Annotated in this window: 16 protein-coding genes; 9 read left to right on the top strand and 7 right to left on the bottom strand. The window is 62.0% G+C overall.

Annotation, left to right across the window (positions count from 1 at the left end; all coding sequences use genetic code 11):
- Positions 1 to 160: 160 nt before the first annotated feature.
- Genes NCS67_RS21105 through NCS67_RS21095 form a run of 3 tightly spaced genes read right to left on the bottom strand, consistent with a single transcriptional unit; the run spans position 161 to position 5,235 of the window.
- Positions 161 to 3,199, bottom strand: coding sequence for an FAD-binding and (Fe-S)-binding domain-containing protein (locus tag NCS67_RS21105; protein WP_250436427.1), 3,039 nt, complete (start codon positions 3,197 to 3,199; stop codon positions 161 to 163).
- A gap of 54 nt (positions 3,200 to 3,253) precedes the next feature.
- Positions 3,254 to 4,018: a 2-keto-4-pentenoate hydratase gene (locus NCS67_RS21100; protein WP_175980674.1), complete on the bottom strand. Its 765-nt coding sequence runs from the start codon at positions 4,016 to 4,018 to the stop codon at positions 3,254 to 3,256.
- Positions 4,015 to 5,235, bottom strand: coding sequence for a pyridoxal-phosphate-dependent aminotransferase family protein (locus tag NCS67_RS21095; protein WP_008347825.1), 1,221 nt, complete (start codon positions 5,233 to 5,235; stop codon positions 4,015 to 4,017). Before NCS67_RS21095 ends, NCS67_RS21100 begins: the two co-directional genes overlap by 4 nt.
- Before the next feature lie 164 nt (positions 5,236 to 5,399).
- On the opposite strand from NCS67_RS21095, the gene NCS67_RS21090 reads away from it, so the two are divergent.
- Together NCS67_RS21090 and NCS67_RS21085 are read left to right on the top strand one after the other, a co-directional pair.
- A complete protein-coding gene (locus NCS67_RS21090) occupies positions 5,400 to 6,155 on the top strand; it encodes a GntR family transcriptional regulator (RefSeq protein WP_034470980.1) in 756 nt (251 codons plus the stop codon).
- A gap of 78 nt (positions 6,156 to 6,233) precedes the next feature.
- Complete coding sequence (locus NCS67_RS21085; RefSeq protein ID WP_250436426.1) at positions 6,234 to 6,596, top strand: hypothetical protein; 363 nt, start codon at positions 6,234 to 6,236, stop codon at positions 6,594 to 6,596.
- Positions 6,597 to 6,608: 12 nt separating this feature from the next.
- Here the strand turns inward: NCS67_RS21085 and NCS67_RS21080 are convergent, their stop codons facing one another.
- Entirely contained in the window at positions 6,609 to 6,776 is a 168-nt protein-coding gene (locus tag NCS67_RS21080) for a hypothetical protein (RefSeq protein WP_250436425.1), read from the bottom strand.
- Positions 6,777 to 6,936: 160 nt separating this feature from the next.
- Here NCS67_RS21080 and NCS67_RS21075 point away from each other — a divergent pair, with 160 nt between their 5' ends.
- Positions 6,937 to 7,860 (top strand): DNA-3-methyladenine glycosylase family protein, encoded by a 924-nt coding sequence (locus tag NCS67_RS21075; RefSeq protein ID WP_008347822.1) that lies wholly within the window; start codon positions 6,937 to 6,939, stop codon positions 7,858 to 7,860.
- A 193-nt stretch (positions 7,861 to 8,053) separates the two neighbouring features.
- Entirely contained in the window at positions 8,054 to 10,024 is a 1,971-nt protein-coding gene (locus tag NCS67_RS21070; RefSeq protein ID WP_250436424.1) for an MFS transporter, read from the top strand.
- Between the two features lie 5 nt (positions 10,025 to 10,029).
- On the opposite strand, the gene NCS67_RS21065 is transcribed toward NCS67_RS21070, so the two are convergent.
- Positions 10,030 to 11,139 (bottom strand): peptidyl-alpha-hydroxyglycine alpha-amidating lyase family protein, encoded by a 1,110-nt coding sequence (locus NCS67_RS21065; RefSeq protein ID WP_249798741.1) that lies wholly within the window; start codon positions 11,137 to 11,139, stop codon positions 10,030 to 10,032.
- A 145-nt stretch (positions 11,140 to 11,284) separates the two neighbouring features.
- Here NCS67_RS21065 and NCS67_RS21060 point away from each other — a divergent pair, with 145 nt between their 5' ends.
- On the top strand, positions 11,285 to 11,710 hold the full coding sequence (locus tag NCS67_RS21060) for a hypothetical protein (protein WP_250436421.1): 426 nt from the start codon (positions 11,285 to 11,287) through the stop codon (positions 11,708 to 11,710).
- Positions 11,711 to 11,773: 63 nt separating this feature from the next.
- Positions 11,774 to 12,328, top strand: coding sequence for a TetR/AcrR family transcriptional regulator (locus NCS67_RS21055; RefSeq protein ID WP_250436420.1), 555 nt, complete (start codon positions 11,774 to 11,776; stop codon positions 12,326 to 12,328).
- A gap of 1 nt (position 12,329) precedes the next feature.
- Here the strand turns inward: NCS67_RS21055 and NCS67_RS21050 are convergent, their stop codons facing one another.
- Entirely contained in the window at positions 12,330 to 13,283 is a 954-nt protein-coding gene (locus tag NCS67_RS21050; protein ID WP_250436418.1) for a D-2-hydroxyacid dehydrogenase family protein, read from the bottom strand.
- A gap of 259 nt (positions 13,284 to 13,542) precedes the next feature.
- Here NCS67_RS21050 and NCS67_RS21045 point away from each other — a divergent pair, with 259 nt between their 5' ends.
- From NCS67_RS21045 to NCS67_RS21035, 3 genes are all read left to right on the top strand, one after another.
- Positions 13,543 to 14,598: a hypothetical protein gene (locus NCS67_RS21045; protein WP_250436416.1), complete on the top strand. Its 1,056-nt coding sequence runs from the start codon at positions 13,543 to 13,545 to the stop codon at positions 14,596 to 14,598.
- 171 nt (positions 14,599 to 14,769) lie between these two features.
- On the top strand, positions 14,770 to 16,110 hold the full coding sequence (locus NCS67_RS21040) for a TAXI family TRAP transporter solute-binding subunit (RefSeq protein WP_502801593.1): 1,341 nt from the start codon (positions 14,770 to 14,772) through the stop codon (positions 16,108 to 16,110).
- Positions 16,111 to 16,137: 27 nt separating this feature from the next.
- On the top strand, positions 16,138 to 17,694 hold the full coding sequence (locus NCS67_RS21035; protein ID WP_250436413.1) for a phospholipase D family protein: 1,557 nt from the start codon (positions 16,138 to 16,140) through the stop codon (positions 17,692 to 17,694).
- Between the two features lie 6 nt (positions 17,695 to 17,700).
- On the opposite strand, the gene NCS67_RS21030 is transcribed toward NCS67_RS21035, so the two are convergent.
- Entirely contained in the window at positions 17,701 to 18,678 is a 978-nt protein-coding gene (locus NCS67_RS21030) for an aldo/keto reductase (protein WP_250436412.1), read from the bottom strand.
- Positions 18,679 to 18,777: the final 99 nt, after the last annotated feature.

The raw sequence follows: 18,777 nt of genomic DNA, 5'->3' as shown, positions 1-18,777 counted from the left end.
GGATGAGGACTGCAGCTCGGTATGAGCCTGCCTATTGCGTTCTGCGGCGCAGTTTGCGAATGCGTGGTTTGCGCGGTGATGTCATGGTTCGTCTCCTGATCGCGGCTCGTCGATGTCCGCTTTTTTTGCTTCGGTGAATGAAACGCTTGTCCTGCTCTTTTCAATCCATCGCATCGAGCGCCATGGCGAGAACTCGCGCGACATGAAGCGCCTCACGTTGTGCACCATCCGCGATCTGGTGACGGCAACTCGTGCCGTCCGCCACGATCAGCGCATCGTGTGCGGCGCGAACAGCCGGCAGCAGCGACAACTCCGCCATCGCCTGCGATGCGTCGTAATGTTCCGCTTCATATCCGAAGCTGCCCGCCATGCCGCAGCACGATGATTCGATCGTTCTCGCATCGAGCCCCGGAATCCAGCCGAGCACTTTCTCGATGGGACGCACGGCATCGAATGCCTTCTGGTGACAATGTCCGTGCAACAGAGCCTTGGATCGACCGAGCGGTTTGAGCTTCAGTTGCAATCGCCCTTCCGCTTCTTCGCGCACGAGAAATTCCTCGAACAGAAACGACGCTTGCGACAGCTTGCGCGCGGCATCGCCATAGCCGTACCCGAGAAACTCGTCACGCAGCGAGAGCAGACATGAAGGCTCCAGGCCGACGATCATCACGCCGCGCTCGACATAAGGCATGAGTGCGTCGAGCGCGCGGCGTGCTTCGACCTTCGCTTCATCGACGAGACCGGCGGAAAGAAACGTGCGCCCGCAACAGAGCGGCCGCTCGGCCGCCTTCACGTTCAGATGAACCGCATAGCCTGCCGCTTCGAGCACGCGCTTGGCTGCGCGCGCGTTCTCGGGTTCGATGTAGTTGTTGAACGTGTCGACGAAGAGCAGGACTTCGTTAGTTGCAGACGCAACCGGTTTGTCCGTGGCATTCGCGAGAAACGGCTTTTCGAAACGTGGAAACGCACGTTGCCGCGCGAGACCGAGTTTCGACTTCAGCCAGCGCGCCACGCCCGGCATGTTCGATTCGAAAACATGCGACAGCGCAGGCATGCGGCTCGCATACGGCGCATAGCGCGGCAGGAACGCAATCAGGCGCTCACGCAATCGAACGCCATGACGCTGCGTCCATGCGGCGCGTGCCTCGATCTTGATACGCGCCATGTCGACACCGGTCGGGCAATCGCGCTTGCAACCCTTGCACGAGACGCATAGATCGAGGACGTCCTTCACATCCTGACTCGCGAGGCCGTCATCGCCCAATTGTCCCGACAATGCGAGCCGCAACGTGTTCGCACGGCCGCGCGTGAGATGCTGCTCGTCCTTCGTGATGCGATAGCTCGGGCACATCGTGCCTGCATCGAACTTGCGGCAATGGCCGTTGTTGTTGCACATCTCGACCGCTTTCGCGAGCCCGCCCGACAGATCGCCGCCCGATCCCGGCACGCCGTGCTCGCCCGTCAATGGATCGCGGGTGACGTTCCATGCCGACCAGTCGAGACGAGGGGTCAATCCACGCTCGCGATAAGAAGGCGGAAAGCGGAAGTTGCGCGCATCATCCATCTTCGGCGGCGCCACGATGCGATCAGGGCTCAGCCGGTTCTCCGGATCGAAGAGCCGCTTGATCTCGCGAAATGCCTCGTTGATGCGCGGGCCGTATTGCCACGCCACCCATTCGCCGCGGCACAGACCATCGCCGTGCTCACCCGAGAACGCGCCCTTGTATTCGCGCACCATCGCCGCGGCTTCTTCGGCGATCGCGCGCATCTTGATGGCCCCGTCGCGGCGCATGTCGAGGATCGGCCTCACATGCAGCGTGCCGACGCTCGCATGCGCGTACCACGTTCCTTCGGTTCCGTGCTTCCTGAATACATCGGTCAATCGGCTGGTGTATTCGGCGAGATGTTCGAGCGGCACCGCGCAGTCTTCGATGAAGGACACCGGCTTGCCATCGCCCTTCATGCTCATCATGATGTTGAGACCGGCCTTGCGCACTTCCCACAGGGCCTTCTGCGGCCCCGCATCGGGCATTTGCACGACCGATCCCGGCAAGCCGAGATCGCTCATCAACGCGACGAGCTGCGCAAGCTTTGCTACTTGCGTATCGCGATCCGCGCCCGCGAACTCGACGAGCAGAATCGCTTCCGGCTCGCCGACCAGAGCCTTTGCGATGACGGGACGAAACGCCGGATTCGACATCGCGAGGTTGATCATCGTGCGATCGACCAACTCGACCGCCACCGGCCCCAGCTTCACGATGTGCTGCGTCATGTCCATCGCATCGTAGAAGCTCGGGAAGTTCACGACGCCGAGCGTTTTGTGCGCGGGCAACGGCGCGAGCGTCAATGTCAGTTGACGGCTGAACGCGAGCGTGCCTTCGGAGCCGACCAGAAGGTTTGCAAGATTCGGCTCGCCGTCGTTGGTGAATGCAAGCGGGCTCTGACAATCGAAGAGATCGAGGTTGTAACCCGCGACGCGTCGCAGCACCTTCGGGATGCGTTCGCGCATCTCCTGTTGCTCGCGCATGGCGATGCCCCGCACGCCATCGACGAGATCGCGCGTGCGTGCATCGGTCGTCATCGACGACAGCTTGCCGAAGCGCGCTTCGTGACCGTCGGCGAGGATCGCGTCGATCGCGTCGACGTTATGCACCATGATCCCGTATTCCATCGATCGCGAGCCGCACGAGTTGTTGCCCGCCATGCCGCCGATCGTGCATTGCGCGCTCGTCGATACGTCCACCGGAAACCAGAGGCCATGCGGCCTGAGCCACGCATTCAGGTGATCGAGCACGACGCCCGGTTCGACCGTGACCGTGCGCGCGTCCTTGTCGAAGTGAATGATGTTGTTGAGCCACTTCGTCGTGTCGATGACGAGCGCTTCGCCCACTGTCTGCCCGCATTGGCTCGTGCCTGCGCCGCGCGCCAGCACGCTCGCGCGGCTGTCGCGGGCAATCTGCAGCGCAACGCGCAAGTCGTCCTGATCCTTCGGCACGACGACGCCGAGCGGCACGATCTGATAGATCGACGCATCGGTCGCATAGCGTCCGCGCGATGCGCGATCGAACAACACATCGCCTTTCAGCTCGCGCTGCAATCGCGCCTGCAGCGGTGTCGCCGTTGACGCGACCCGCGCACGCGCGGAAGCGGGCATCAGATGAATCGGCTTGACGAGCCGGTCTGTGGGGGAATTGAGCATCGTCGCTGTCGGTGAGTGCCGGAGTGCCTTGCGGTTCCTGGCCTTATGAATGCGTTATGCGAAATGCAATTCGACGGCGGGCAAGCCTTCGATCGCGCCGATGGCCGTGCCGGGCACATCCGGAAACGCGATGCCGGTGTAAGAACCCGCCGTGAGCACGGTCCCGCGTTCGACCGCGAGCCCGCGCGCCACGCTGTGATTGACCGTCCACGCGAGCAGGCGCCGCGGGTCGCCCGCAGGATTCGCCGGAACGCCGTCGAAAAGCGACGCGCCGTCGAACGTGAACGCCATCGCGGGCGATACGAACGGGAACGCCGCGTCATAAGGCACGCCCTCGCCCACGATCAACGCGCCGTGATTCTGCAAATCGGCGAGTTGCCACGGCTTTTCGACATCGGGCCACGCGGCGAAACGGCTCGCGACCACTTCGATGGCCGCATGCACGGACTCGATCGCAGCGACCACGTCTTCATCGCTATACGGTCCGCTGTTCGGTTCGAAGCGCCGGCCGATCCTGAATGCCACTTCGAGTTCGAGACCGGCCTTGCCGAACGCGAGCATCGAGAGACGCGCACCGGTTTTATGCATGCCATCGGCGGGAAGCGGTGCACCCTGGATCGGCCCGTCGTGCGTCTTCGCGCCGACCTTCCATCCGCCGATGTCTGCGTTCAGCGCACGCAGCGTCGCGTCCTGCGCCGTGTAGGCATCGTCGGCGTCGGACGGACGTGCGCCCAAGGGCAGCGCGTCGAGCTTCGCCCGATGCGCGCGCGCGTCGACGAGAAGCCGCGCGAGCGCATCGGCGTCGAACGCGGCGCTCATGCGGCCGCCTTCAACGCGGGCTTCGCGACGTGGCTCGTCAGATAGTCCATCGCCGCCGCCACGCCGCTGTCCTTCAACGCGATACCCGAGAGCTTCAGTCCCATCTCGCAACCGGTGAGCGCGGCCATCAGCGTGAGGTCGTTGCAATCGCCGAGATGACCGATGCGGAACATGCGGCCCTTCGCCTTGCCGAGCCCCGTACCGAGCGACAGATCGAAATGCTCGTAGATGAGCTTGCGCACCGCATCGGCATCGACGCCTTCGGGTGTCATCACGCCCGTCAGCACCGGCGAATACACGGCGGGATCGGCGCATTGAATCTCCAGTCCCCACGCGTTCACCGCCGCGCGGCACGCGGCCGCGAGCCGTTGATGGCGCGCGAACACGTTGTCGAGCCCTTCGCCAAGGATCATGTCGAGCGCTTCCGAGAGGCCGTAGAGCAGGTTCGTGTTCGGCGTGTAAGGCCAGTAGCCTTGCTTGTTCATCTCGATGATGTCGGTCCAATCCCAGAATGCGCGCGGCAACGTGGCGCGCTTCGACGCCTCGCGCGCCTTCTCCGATACCGCATTGAAGCTGATCCCCGGCGGCAGCATCAAACCTTTCTGCGAACCGGAAACGGTCACGTCGACGCCCCATTCATCGTGACGATAGTCAGCCGATGCCAAACCCGAGATCGTGTCCACCATCAACAGCGCGGGATGCTTCGCGGCGTCGATCGCGCGTCGCACGGCGGCGATATCCGACGTCACGCCCGTCGACGTTTCGTTATGGACGACACAGACGGCCTTGATAGCGTGATTCGTGTCGTCACGCAGACGCTTCTCGATCATGTCGGCCTGTACGCCGCGCCGCCAGCCTTCGATGCCGGGCAGACCGAGAAACTCCGGCTTCAGCCCGAGGCTCTCGGCCATCTTCTTCCATAGCGTTGCGAAGTGGCCCGTCTCATACATCAGCACCGTGTCGCCGGAACTGAGCGTGTTGCAAAGCGCCGCTTCCCATGCGCCCGTGCCCGATGCCGGATAGATCACCACCGGTTGGCTCGTCTTGAAGATCTTCTTGATGCCATCGAGCACCTTGAGACCCAGCGCGCCGAACTCCGGCCCGCGGTGATCGATCGTCGGATAGCTCATCGCGCGCAGGATGCGATCGGGCACAGGGCTCGGCCCCGGGATCTGCAGGAAGTGACGGCCAGCAGGATGGAAATCGAGCTTCAACATGGGTCCGCGTCCTTGTAAATGTAATTTTGCATGCAAAATACAATAACGCAGCGACAACCGCAGGTAAAGGAATACATAGACCGAACGGCCTAGGGATAACCCGCTGGCGGTTTTTTCCGCTGGCACTGCGTTAAAATTGCCGCAAATAGATTGCGAGGTATTGAATGCAAAATCCCGATTTACCAGACGTGCACGTTTCGTCCTCGCTTCCGAAGTTAGAGCGCCTGCGTCTGCACGACACCGTCGTCGATCACTTGCGCGGCTTCATCGTCGAAGGCTTGCTTGCTCCCGGCGTCAAGCTCAACGAGCGCAAGCTGTGTGAGACGCTCGGCATTTCGCGCACGCCGCTGCGCGAGGCGTTGAAGGTGCTCGCGGCCGAAGGGCTGATCGAGATTTCGCCGAACCGGGGCGCGTCGGTATCGCAGATGAGCGAGTTCGAAATTCGCGAGATGTTCGAATTGATGAGCGGGCTGGAGGCGTTCTCAGGCGAACTCGCGTGCGAGCGCATCACGCCGCTGGAGATCGCCGAGATCAAGGCGCTGCATTACGCGATGCTCGCGTGCCGCGCGCAGAACGATCTCTCCGGCTACTACAGCCGCAACCAGGCCATCCACGACAAGATCAACGAAGCGGCGCGCAATACGGCCTTGCGTCAGACTTACGTATCGATCAACCGGCGTCTCATGGCATTGCGCTTTCGTTCGAATTTCCAGACACCGAAGTGGGACAGCGCGATTCGCGATCACGAAGAAATGATCGAAGCGCTCGAAACGCGCGATGGCCGACGCATGGGCGAGATCCTGCGCAAGCATTTGCTCTCCAAGCGCGATGCGGTGCTCGCGGAGCGCACGTTGACGACGGTGAAGCCGGCGCCATCGAGAAAGCGCTCAACGGCCAAGCCGACGCCGGACGGGCGGTAGCGAATAGAACGGTCGCGTGATTTCGCGGAAGGTAAGGTATGGCGCGAAGGGCGTCAGAGCCTACCATCGGGGAAAACGATGAACAAGATTCGAGGGGCATGCATCGCACTCGGCGCGGCGTTCGTCATCACGGGCATTACTTTCTATCACTCGACGGACTTCGACACTGCCCAAGCGGGAATGGACCGCGAGACCGTCGACTGTCTAACACGCGGACTCATGCGTGACGAGAAAGTCCGCATCGCCCGACTCACCACGGCGCACGACCGCGAAGGGCTTGATGCGATCTACGGCGATGTGCTCGCGCGCTGCGTCGTGCGCTCCGATCAGTGGGAGCGTCGCCCGCAACTGCTCACGAGCGCGCGCCAGATTCTTTCCCACGATCCCGAATTCAGACAGATGCTCAACGCGAGCACGATGGAACTGGCGACGCGCCGCTGATCGGCGCATCGATCACGCCGTCAGTCCGGTACCCGAGCCGATTTGGACTTCGGCGCGCGTGTTCGCGGCATGGGCGCTCAGCACGGCGATCTCACGCTGCGTGAAGTGCGTGACCGGCGCGATGGCCGCGAGCGCAGCGGTGATGACGATGGCGACGATGCTGATCGAGATGGCGTTCATGTTCGGCTCCTTCGGTTGGCTGAGATGGACTAGCTGCTGTCGATGTGAGGCATTGTCGTCGCCGAGGGTTAGCGAAGAATGAGCTTGGCGCCGCGACGGGCATCCGGTTCGCCGGAGTAACATTCGCATTCATTCGACCATCGCGCATTCGGCATTCAGCATGCATTCGACCATCAGCACATCGACCGCCACGCTCGAGCTGCCCTTCAAGCGGCCTTTCGACTGGACGCGGATGCTGAAATTTATCGGCGGTCGCGCGTCGGCGGGCGTCGAGTCGGTCGAGGACGGCGTGTATCGGCGCGCGATCGAATGGCAAGGCGCCGAGGGCACCGTCGAAGTCCGGCCGCATGAACGCAGGCATCGGCTCGTCGTGAATGTCGAGGGTGCGGTGGCGCAGCACGCCGGCGACCTCGCCGCGCCGCTCGCGCGCATGTTCGATCTGCACGCCGATCCGCACGAAATCGCTCGCTGTCTCGCCGGCGATCCGGTGCTCGCGCCGCTCGTCGAAGCCGCGCCCGGCCTGCGCGTGCCGGGTGCGTGGTCCGGCTTCGAACTTGTGGTGCGGACCATCGTCGGGCAGCAGGTGAGCGTCAAAGGCGCGTCGACGATCATGAACCGCATCGTGCAGCGCGCGGGCAAAAAGATCGAAGGCCATCCGCATGAGGGCACCGCGTGGCGCTTTCCGACGCCCGCCGAACTTGCCGCAGCGGATCTGGAGAAGATCGGCATGCCGACCAAGCGCATCGAGACCGTGCAGCGTTTCGCGCACGCGGTCGCAACCGGCGCGCTTCCTCTCGATGAACCCGGCGCCGATCCCGAACGCGTGAAACGCGACATGCTCGCCATGCCAGGCATCGGGCCGTGGACCGTCGGCTATGTCGCGATGCGTGCGCTGCGCGATCCCGACGCCTGGCCCGAAGCCGATCTCGTCCTGATGCAGGCGATCGCGCGCCGCGACCCATCGCTTGTGAAGCCCGCCCAGCAGCGCGCGCGTACCGAACGCTGGCGGCCCTGGAGAGCGTATGCGGCGATGCATCTGTGGAACGGCGTGGCAATGGAAACAGGACTTGCACACGGCGGCTGAACTCTCGGGCATGCAATCGACCGCTGTTGCATCCTGCATTCGGCATCACGCATGCAAAGTGCAAACACGGCGTCGATCATTTCGCACTATTGTCTAAAAAATGAACTAATCTGCTTCGAGCGGCCGGGCCGCTGCCGAAGCCGCAAAGCCGTGTACGTGAAAAGCGCTGACGAACCGCCATCGGGAGACGCTCATGGACGCATCATCGCAAACGACGCCCGCGCCCGAACTGCCGACAGCGCCGCGCGTGCAGAAGATCGTCGTCGCGATACACGGCATCGGCAATCAGTTGCACAGTGACACGGTGCGCTCGGTCGCGAGCCAGTTCGGCGCGCGTTATGACCCGCCGCTTCCCGTGATGCCGCTCGGCTACTTCGATATCGCGGGCGTCGGCGAAGTCGACGTGCGCCAGCTCGATCTGCCGCCGGGCGGTCCCTATACCGCGGAACAACGCGACTTCTATTCGGCGCTCGGTTTCGCGGAAGTGTATTGGGCCGACATTCCGCGCGAAGTCGTGAAGCAGGACGACACGCTCGAAGAGAGCAAGGCGTGGGGACTGTCGATCGTGAGTCGCGCGCAAGCGACCTACATGCTCAACGTCGATGAACGCAAGCTCGAACCCGCGGACTTTTCGCTCGCGTCGGGCGTCGTCGAAGAGATCGTCGAAACGGTGGCCGTCATGCAAAGCCTGCTCGCGGTGACGGAGAAAGCCGGCATTTTCAAGTTCGATCTCGCGCCGATGCTGCGCGATTATGTCGGCGACGTGCAGCTCGTCGCGGATTTCAGGCAGCATCGAGAGACCATCGTCTTTCGCTTTCATCGTGTGATGGAGCGGCTTGTCGCGCTCGCCACCGCGCGTTGTCAGTGTGCGCCCGAGGTGTATATCGTCGCGCATAGCGAAGGGACCGTGATCAGTTTTCTCGGCATCCTGCAGGCGCTATCGAGACCGACCGTCACCGACCCGAAGGACGGCAAGCAGATCATCGGTACTGACTGGGTGCAGAGTCTGCGTGGCTTCATGACCATCGGCTCGCCGATCGACAAGCACATCCTTTTATGGCCGAAGCTATGGGAAGGCATGGCGCTAAAGAGCGAACGCAAAGGCGATGCCGTCACGCAGATCGAGCGTCCCGGCGGTCCGATCACGCTGCCTTCACGCATCAGGTGGCGCAACTATTATGACTTCGGCGATCCCGTCGGCTTCGCACTCGATACGGCGCGCGCCTATCTCGGTCGTCATGGTTGTCTCGCATTCGAATTCGAGCCGGTGCATGACATTGGCTTTTCGCGCTACTGGCTGCCGGGGAAAGCGCACACCGATTACTGGACCGACGGCGATGTCTTCGGCCACTTCATCGAGAACGTCGTGCTCGACAGAAGCACCACGAAAACCCCTCAAAACAGGCATTTTCGCGGCATCGTGAGCACGGCAATTCCTTATCTTCTGAGCTTCGCGCTGCATCTGCTCGCGGTGTTCTTCATCTATAAAGCTGTCACCGCAACTTCCGATTCGGGCGCGGGCGGCACGAGCACCGCGCCCGAATTCATCTATCTCACGCGCTCGGTGTTCGCGCTCGCCTGCCTTTTGATGGGAACGACGGTTGCCGCACGCCTTCCGCGTCTCGTCAAGGCGCGAGGCACAAATCGCACGGCCGCATGGCTGCGTTGGCGCATCGTCGCGCTACTGTCGTTCGTCGCGGGTGCGCTGATCTTCTGGTTCGTGCTGTTGAGCGGCGTGGGGGCTTTTCTCGCGAGCCCGTTCGCCGATATGCTGCATCGCGATAGCGCCGATCCTGTCGTCGGCAAGGCGGTCTTCGTACTTGCGGGCCTCGTCTGCGCAATAAGCGGCTGGCTCGCGCCGCGCAAACCGCATTGGGGACGGCGTATTCTCGTCGCGCTCGGCACGCTGATGATGGTGCTGATCGTGGGCGTCAGACTATGGGGCGATCTCGCGGGCAAACCCTTGTGGCCCGTCGTGCTTGGTGGCGCCTTCTTTCTCTATGCGTGGTGGCTCGCGATCCTGATCTTCGATCTCGCATTCGTGTGGCATCGCTATGTGCGCAATTCCGTCGCGCTCGATACGTTGCGCGCGTGGCGCGAAGATCGATGCGACGCGCAGCCCAAGCCCATTATGTCGATGCGATCGAAGCCCTCGAAGCAGTGATGCGATCACCCATGCAGTAGGAGCTTCTGCACGCGCCAATTGAGCAACTCCGCGACGAACAAAGTGCCTTCTGAAGGACACGCCATTTCATGAATCCATCCGAACTGCTTCAATTGCTTGCCGGATCGTCCGAGTACGCCGAGCAATTTTCCGTCGAGCGATAACTTGTAAATCCGGCCGGGAAACGCATCGGCGGAATACAGCACTTGATTCGGCCCCGGCGAAATGCAAATGGCCCAAGGTGAACCCGGCGCAAATGTTCCCGCTGCTATCGCCGCTTCGTCGGGCATGTTGCCGATAGCCGGACGCGCATCGGGCGGCACGGGTACATCGATCGTGAATTGCCGCTGAAAATTGCCTTCGTCGTCGAATACCTGAATGCGCCGGTTGCTTCGATCGGCGACATAGACAAGCCCGTTTCTATCGACAGCAATGCTATGCGGCGTATGGAATTGCCCCGGCTCCTTCCCGCGCTCGCCCCACGACTTGAGCCAGTTGCCGTCCTTGTCGACCTTCGCGACGCGCGAGTTGATGTATCCGTCGCTGATATAGGTATTTCCCGATGCGTCCCACGCGACGTCGGTGACTTGCCGGAAACGCCCCGGCTCCGAAGGCAGCGGCGGATTCGGATGCTTGAGCGGCGCAGTCTCTTCGTCCGACGCTTCCTGCTTGCGACCGAACACCATCGCGACGCGGCCTTCAGGCGTGAACTTGATGATCATGTCCGAGCCCTTGTCCGTTACCCAGACATTGTCTTGCCGATCCACTTTCACAGTATGGGCGAACGACCAGGCATAAAGGTTATGGCCGATTTCGCGCACGAAGCGTCCATTGCGATCGAATTCGAGCAGTTGCGCGGCGGCGGCGCCATAAGCGGGACCCGTGCTATTGCCGCGGGATAACACGAAGATATGCCCGGCCGAATTCAACGCCACGCCCGAGCATTCGCCGAAGTACATATCGCGAGGCAGGCGTACAGGGTCGGGGACCGAATCGTAGGCGATGGACGGTACGTCGTTATCGGCGTATGCGAGATGCGGAAAGAGCGCGAGCGCGGCGGCGCTTTGACCCGCGAGCGCAAGAAAGCGGCGGCGGCTTGCGGCGTTCGGCGCCATGTCGCAACATGGGCAATAGATCGAATGTCGAAGACTCACTGTTACTCTCCTCTTGTTCGATTCGCGATGCGAGAGGAAGTGTAGTGCATGAACTGCATTATTCACACGCGAAGTTATCAATAGCTTTCAACATTAAAAGGGCGTTATGACTGAATCCTTGCAATATCAAGTTCGAATCCATCTCGCGCCCGATCATGCGATGCTGGCGCGTCGAGATCCGGCAAACGAAAAGCTCGCGGCGATCAATGCGCTGCTGATCGAACACGACGCTCAATTGAAATGCCAGTACGACGCCTTCGTGGATTACGTCGCGCAGGCCGAAAGGGATGGCATCGAGCACTATCCGCTTTATCGGTGGACACGCGAAACCATCGAAAACCCGGCTAAAAAAGCGAAATATCTCGAAGCGTTCACGCTCTACGTGAATGGCGACGAAGTCTATGACAAGGCACTCGCCGATGCGCTCGAAGCCGATCTTCGATCGCTCGCGAGCGCTGCGATCACCGATATCCGCAAGTTCGACACAAACCCCGCGCATAATCCGCAACCACCGTCGTATGACAATTCATAAGGTTGACGCCGTGCATCGCCCGCGCTAAGGTTTGGTAATTCAACCAAACGTGGATCGCGCCCTGTGCAGGATCGTCGACAGACCATACTCGAAGCCGCCCTTGCCACCCTGCGCGAAGAAGGTTATTCGGGCTTCACGCAACCGCGCGTCGCTGCACGCGCGGGTCTGCGCCAGAGTCATCTGACTTATTATTTCCCCACGCGCCTCGCGTTGATCGAAGCTGTCGCGCGTACGGCCATCGATGGCCAGCTCGCCGCCGTCGATGCCTTCGCGGACGAAGCATCGCCCAAGATCACAGCTGCATCGATCGCCAATGTCGCGATGCGCCACGAAAACACGCGCGTATTGATGGCGCTCGCGCAAGCCGCCGACGAAGAGCCAACCATTCGCAGCCTCTTTCGCGAGCTCGCGGAAGGCGTCGCGGTACGCATCACGCGCATGCTCGAAGCAATGGGTCTCGCCGTCACGAAAGAACATGTGTCGATGGTGCATGCGCTTGTCGTCGGGCTTGCGGTCATCGATCTCGCGATGGGCCGCGCGGATGGCAAGCGCCGCGCGAGCGCCGCGATCGAAACGTTGTTCTCGCTTCTGCCATCCGACAAATGGGGCGCGTCGTGATTCAACCCTGACGCGCATCGAGCCATTCGACGATATTGCGCACCGTATCGCCATAAAACGTGCGATACAACTCTTCCGCCACATAGCCGATATGCGGCGTCGCGAGCACGTTCGGCAGTGAACGCAGCACGTCGTTCGCAGCGAGCGGCTCTTCATCGTAGACGTCGATTGCCGCGCCCGCGAGCTTGCCCGACTTCAACGCATCGACGAGCGCGGCGCTATCGACGATCGGTCCGCGCGACGTGTTGACGATGCGGCTCGTCGGCTTCATCTGCGCAAATTCCCGCGCACCGACGAGATGATGCGTGCGCTCGCTGAGGCGAACATGAATCGAGAGCACGTCGGAGGTCTTGAAGAGCGTGTCCTTGTCCACTAGTTGCACGCCCTTTTCTTCCGCGCGCTCACGTGTGAGGTTCTGGCTCCACGCGATCACGTTCATGCGAAAGGCGCGGCCGATCACGCCGACGGCCGACCCTACGCGACCGAGACCGAGCAAGCCGAGCGTCTTGCCCGCGAGTTCGGTGCCGAGCGCAATCTGCCAGCCGCCCTCCTTGAGCGAGCGATTCTCGGCGGGGATGTTGCGCATCATCGAGAGAATGAGCGCCCACGTGAATTCGATCGTCGGTGTGGACGTATAGCCCGTATGCCGCACTTCGACGCCGCGTTCGGATGCGGCATCGAGATCGATCGATGCATTCGCCGCGCCCGTCGATGCAATCAGCTTAAGGTTAGGCAGGCTCTCGATGATGTCGCGCGAGAACGGCGTGCGTTCGCGCATCGCGCAGACAACATCGAAGGGGCGCAGACGTTCGAGCAACGCGCCGCGCTCCGCGATGTGATCGTTGAACACCGTAATTTCAGCGCGAGCCTCGAGCGGCGACCAGTCGGCCATCGAGAGCGCGATGTTCTGATAATCGTCGAGAACGGCGACTTTGATCGGAGTAGATGTGGCCATGATGATTTCGATTGTTATGACGATTAAGCCGGACGGCAGCAGCAAGTGTGACGCAATGCGCGAAATCGTGTTGCGCGCGGACTTCGCAAAGTTATTGGAAATGCTGCAAAAGCCCGTGCCATAAGGCATAGCACGATGCCATCAGCCATGACATGGCGTGAAACAAGTTACCGCGGGACTTCGCAAGACCGTTTCTCTATAGTCACTTCCGTCGCCACTCGAAACGCAACGTGGCCTAAAGAACCGAGAAGGACATCCCGTGAAAAACAGATCGACTTTCGCTTCAAACGCCCACGTTGCGTTCGCCTCCGACGCGCCTTCAAGCAAGCGCCGCGTGCGCAAGTTGCTCGTCGTCGCGGCGGCCGCCGCGCTTACGCTGTGCAGCAGCTCCGCCTTCGCGGGCTGGGCGCGTGGCGGCACGGCCTACACCGGTCGCGGCGAATACCAGGGCGCGCACGTCGGCTCGTGCGGCGGCGGCAGTTGCTCGCATGCGGGCGGCGTCGAGAATCCATGGGGCCGCGTCGGCACCAACTCCGGAACCGTTACGCGTACCGCGCCGGGCCAGTTCTCCAACTCCGGCACCGCATACGGCCCGAACGGCCGCTCGGTGCAACATGCGGGCGACACGAGCTGCGCCGGCGGCAGCTGCTCGCACACCGGCAGCGCGACCGGCCCGAACGGCAAGACCGCCACCGGCAGCGATACCGTGACGCGTACTGCGCCCGGCCAATACTCGTCATCGGGATCGGTGACGGGACCGAACGGCAACACGTCGACGCACTCAGCATCGACGAATTGCGCGGGCTACACCTGCAATCGCTCGGGCACGGTCAACACGGCCAACGGCGGCACCGTCACGCATTCAGGCAGCGCGACGAGCGTCGCGCCGGGCGTGGTCACGACGTCGGGCACCGCGACGGTCTCGAACGGGTCGCATAGCACGACGGTAGTCGGCGGCGGCACGGTGACGTCGAGCACGACGGTGGTCGCGACGGCGCCGGTCGTCACCGGAGCGACCGTCGTCGCTGCGCCCGTGATCGTGCCGCCGCCCCCGCCGCCTGCGACGACCGTGGTGGTCGCACCGCCCCCGGCTTCGTCGACGGTCGTCGTCACGCCGCCTCCGCCGCCGCCCGCCAAGACGGTGGTCGTCGCTCCGCCGCCGGCCAAGACCGTGTACGTCGCGCCCGCGCCGGCTCCGGTCAGGACGGTGTATGTCGCGCCGCCCGCGAAGACCGTCTACGTGGTCCCGCATCGCGCGGTCCTGATTCCGGGCCACTGGGTCGGCAGGTTCTGGATTCCCGCACACTGGGCTTGATCGAGGATCGATTGAAAGCGAAGGCCGGCCGCATGCGAGCCGGCCTTGTCGTTTTGACCGCGCCGCGCGTTACACTGCGAAGCAACGCCGCTTCCGACACAGGCACGACATGCTCGATGTCTTTCCAGTCACGCAAGCAGTCACGAACGCACGCTCATGACGAGGCATCGCATGAAACGCCCGCATCTGCCTCGCGATCATGCGAAAGGCGTCCTGCATGACATCACATGGACGGCCGGTCCTGTCTTGCTGGTCATTGCGATCGTCGTCGCGCTCGTCTACTGGCTCGTCGATCCGGCGCCGCCCAAAACCATCACGATGAGCGCGGGTCAACCCGACAGCTCGTTCTACGTCATCTCACAGGAATACGCGAAACTGCTCGCGCGTAACGGCATCACGCTGAACGTGCTGCCTTCGGATGGCTCCGTGCAAAATCTCGAACGCTTGCTCGATCCGAAGCAGCACGTCGACCTCGCGCTCGTGCAAGGCGGGATCGCGACGAAGGAACAGGCATCGCAACTGATGTCGCTCGGCAGCGTGTCGTATGTGCCGCTTGTCGTGTTCTACCGAGGCAAGGGTCTCACCCTCCTCTCGCAACTGGAAGGCAAGCGCATCGCGATAGGCCGCGAAGGCAGCGGCACGCGCACGCTGTCGCTCAAGCTGCTGGAAGCGAACGGCATCTATCCTGGCGGCGACACGCAGCTTCTTCCGAGCGACGGCCTGCAAGCCGCGACGCAACTCGTCAGCAACGAGGCCGACGCAGTGTTTCTCTCCGGCGATTCCGCAACGCGCGGCCTGATGTTGCGCCTCTTGCGCGTGCCCGGCATCTCGGTGATGGACTTCAAGGAATCGGGCGCCTATACGCGTCTTTTTCCCTATCTCGACGATATCGAATTGCCGCCCGGTGTGCTCGATCTCGGCCGCCGCATCCCGCCGGAGACCGTGCATCTGATCAGCCCCACGGTCGAACTCGTCGCGCGGCCAAGCCTGCATCCGGCGCTATCGGACTTGCTCATCGAAGCCGCGCAGGAAGTGCACGGCTCTGCCGGTCTGCTGCAACGCGCGGGGCAATTTCCGAGTCCCGTCGCGCATGAGTATCCGATCAGCGAAGACGCGAGCCGCTATTACCGCTCGGGCAAGAGCTTCCTCTATCGCACGCTGCCGTTCTGGCTCGCGAATATCGCGGACCGCGCCCTTGTGCTCTTGCTCCCGGTCGCCGTGCTCATCTTTCCTGCGCTGCGGCTCGTGCCCGCGCTGTATCGCTGGCGCGTGCGCTCGCGCATCTATCGCTATTACGGTGCGCTGATCGCGGTGGAACGCGGCGCGATGCGCGTCACCAGCGAAGACGAACGGCGGGCGCTCGTCATCGAACTCGATTACATCGAGGAATCGCTCGATACGCTCAAGCTGCCGCTCGCCTACGCCGATGCACTCTATGTGCTGCGCGAGCATGTCAGCTTCGTGCGCGCGCGTTTGAACGAAAATTCGCGGAAGGAAAAGAACATGGCATAGTACGGACTCCGTAATTGAGGTCACGCAATGAAACTTCGTACCTGGATCGCCCTTGCTTTGACACTGTTGATGAGCGCATGCGCGAGCCTTCCGCCGCAGACGGGACGCGTGCAAACGCATGCACTGGCCGACACCGCGAACACGCGCCTCGGCACGACCTTCGCAGCGAGCGAAGCGGCGCATCCCGGCGACAATGCGTTTCATTTGCTAGCGAACGGCATGGACGCGCTCATCGCGCGCGTGATTCTGAGTGAAGCCGCGGAGCGCACGCTCGACCTCCAGTACTACATCTGGCACGACGATCTGACTGGCCGCGAAATGGCCGCATCGATCATGCGCGCCGCCGATCGCGGCGTGCGCGTGCGCCTCCTGCTCGACGACCTCGGCACCAATGCGGACGATCAGTTCCTGCTCGCGCTCGCTTCGCATCCGAACGTGCAGGTGCGGCTTTTCAATCCCGTATCGAATCGCACGTTCAAGAAGCTAGGCTCCGCGATCGAGTTCTTTCGCGTGAATCGGCGGATGCACAACAAGGCGCTCATCGCCGATAACCAGGCCGCGATTCTCGGCGGACGCAATATCGGCGACGAATACTTCGGCGCGTCGAGCACAGTCGCGTTCGGCGATCTCGATGTGCTCGTGCATGGCCCCGTCGTGCGCGACGTATCGAGCGCATTCGACCTGTACTGGAACTCGGATGCAGCCTATCCGATCGATAACCTGATGCGACGTCACGCCGACCCCGGCGCGCTCGCCGGTTATCGCCAGAAGCTCGACACGTATTTGTTGTCGGAACAGAGTTCGCCCTATGTCGCGCAGGTTCGCGAGCGTTACACCAAAGTTATCGAGGCGCACGACACGGCTTTTTCGTGGGGCAAGGCCACGCTTCTGTATGACGATCCCGCAAAGATCACGCGCGCGCCCGGCGACAGCGAAGGCCATCTCATGTCGCAATTCAAGGCGTTGGATTTCGAACCCGCGCAGGAAATGCTGATCGTGTCGCCATACTTCGTCCCGCGCAAGGAAGGCGTGCGATGGCTGCAATCGATGACATCGCGTGGCGTGCGTGTCACCGTGCTCACGAATTCTCTCGCCGCCACCGATGTCGCCGCGGTGCATGCGGGCTATCAGCGCTATCGAAAGGATATGCTCGAAGCCGGCGTGAGGCTATATGAGCTGAAGCCCGTTGCATCGAGCGACGCCGACAAGACCGCGAAGAAAACGACATTCGGATCGTCGAAGGCGTCGCTCCATGCGAAGACATATGTGTTTGATCGCAAGCGCATCTTCATCGGCTCGATGAATCTCGATCCGCGTTCCGTTGAGTTGAACACGGAAATCGGCGTCTATTGCGAAAGCGCGGATGCGGCCGAGTATGTGGCTGACGGCATCGGCACGAACATCGATCACATTGCGTGGCGCGTCGAATTGCACGATGACGGCAACGGCGGCAAACGCATGGTTTGGATCGACACCGACGCAAACGGCAACACGACCGAACTCGATAGCGAGCCGGACGTGTCTGCGCTCAAACGCGCAGGGATCTGGATGCTCGGGATCTTGCCGATCGAATCGCAGTTATGATTCGCGTCATTTGAAACCGGACACGGCATGCGGCACATACGGTGCTTCGAGTTGCGCGATCTCGTCCGCCGTGAGATTCAGCGATAAGGCCGCGACCGCATCGCTCACATGTCCCGGTTTCGATGCACCGATGATCGGCGCGCTCACTGGCGCCTTCTGCGCAACCCACGCGAGCGCCACTTGCGCACGCGGCACGCCGCGCGCCTTCGCGACTGCAGCCACGGCTTCGACGACCGCGCGATCGGCATCGTCGGTGCGATACAGCGTGCTGCCGAAGGTATCCGATTCCTGACGCGCGCTCGTCGCGTCCCATTCGCGCGTGAGACGGCCGCGCGCAAGCGGACTCCAGGGCAACACGCCGATGCCCTGATCCCTGCAAAGCGGCATCATCTCGCGTTCTTCCTCGCGATACAGCAGATTCAAATGATTCTGCATCGTTCTGAACTCGGTCCATCCGTTCGCGCGAGAGGTACAGAGCGCTTTGCTGAACTGCCACGCATACATCGACGATGCGCCGATATAACGCGCCTTGCCCGCCTTCACGACATCATGTAGTGCTTCGAGCGTTTCCTCAATCGGCGTCGTGTAATCCCATCGATGAATCTGATAGAGATCGACGTAATCGGTCCCGAGCCGCTTCAGGCTGTTATCGATTTCGTTGAAGATCGCCTTGCGCGAGAGCCCCGCGCCATTCGGACCGGGACGCATGCGATTGAATACCTTCGTCGCGATGACGATGTCGTCGCGCTTCGTGAAATCGCGCAGCGCACGTCCGACGATTTCCTCCGACGTGCCGTCCGAGTAAGTATTGGCCGTGTCGAAGAAATTGATGCCCGCGTCCAATGCTTCCTTGATGAGCGGACGGCTCTTTTCCTCATCGAGCGTCCAGGGATGCGTGCCACGATCGGGCGCGCCGTAGGTCATGCAACCAAGACAGAGCCGCGACACCTCGAGACCGGTCGAGCCCAGTTTCACGTATTCCATCGTGCGAATCTCCTTGCAAAGCGAAAGGCATGCGCTAAAGCCTGCGCATGGCGACGAAAGCCCTAAACATTAACGCAGTATGGGATCGCGTGCTTTCTT

The organism is Caballeronia sp. ATUFL_F2_KS9A (assembly GCF_023630765.1).
Taxonomy (GTDB): domain Bacteria; phylum Pseudomonadota; class Gammaproteobacteria; order Burkholderiales; family Burkholderiaceae; genus Caballeronia; species Caballeronia zhejiangensis.
This window is presented reverse-complemented; position numbering and strand designations above follow the sequence as displayed.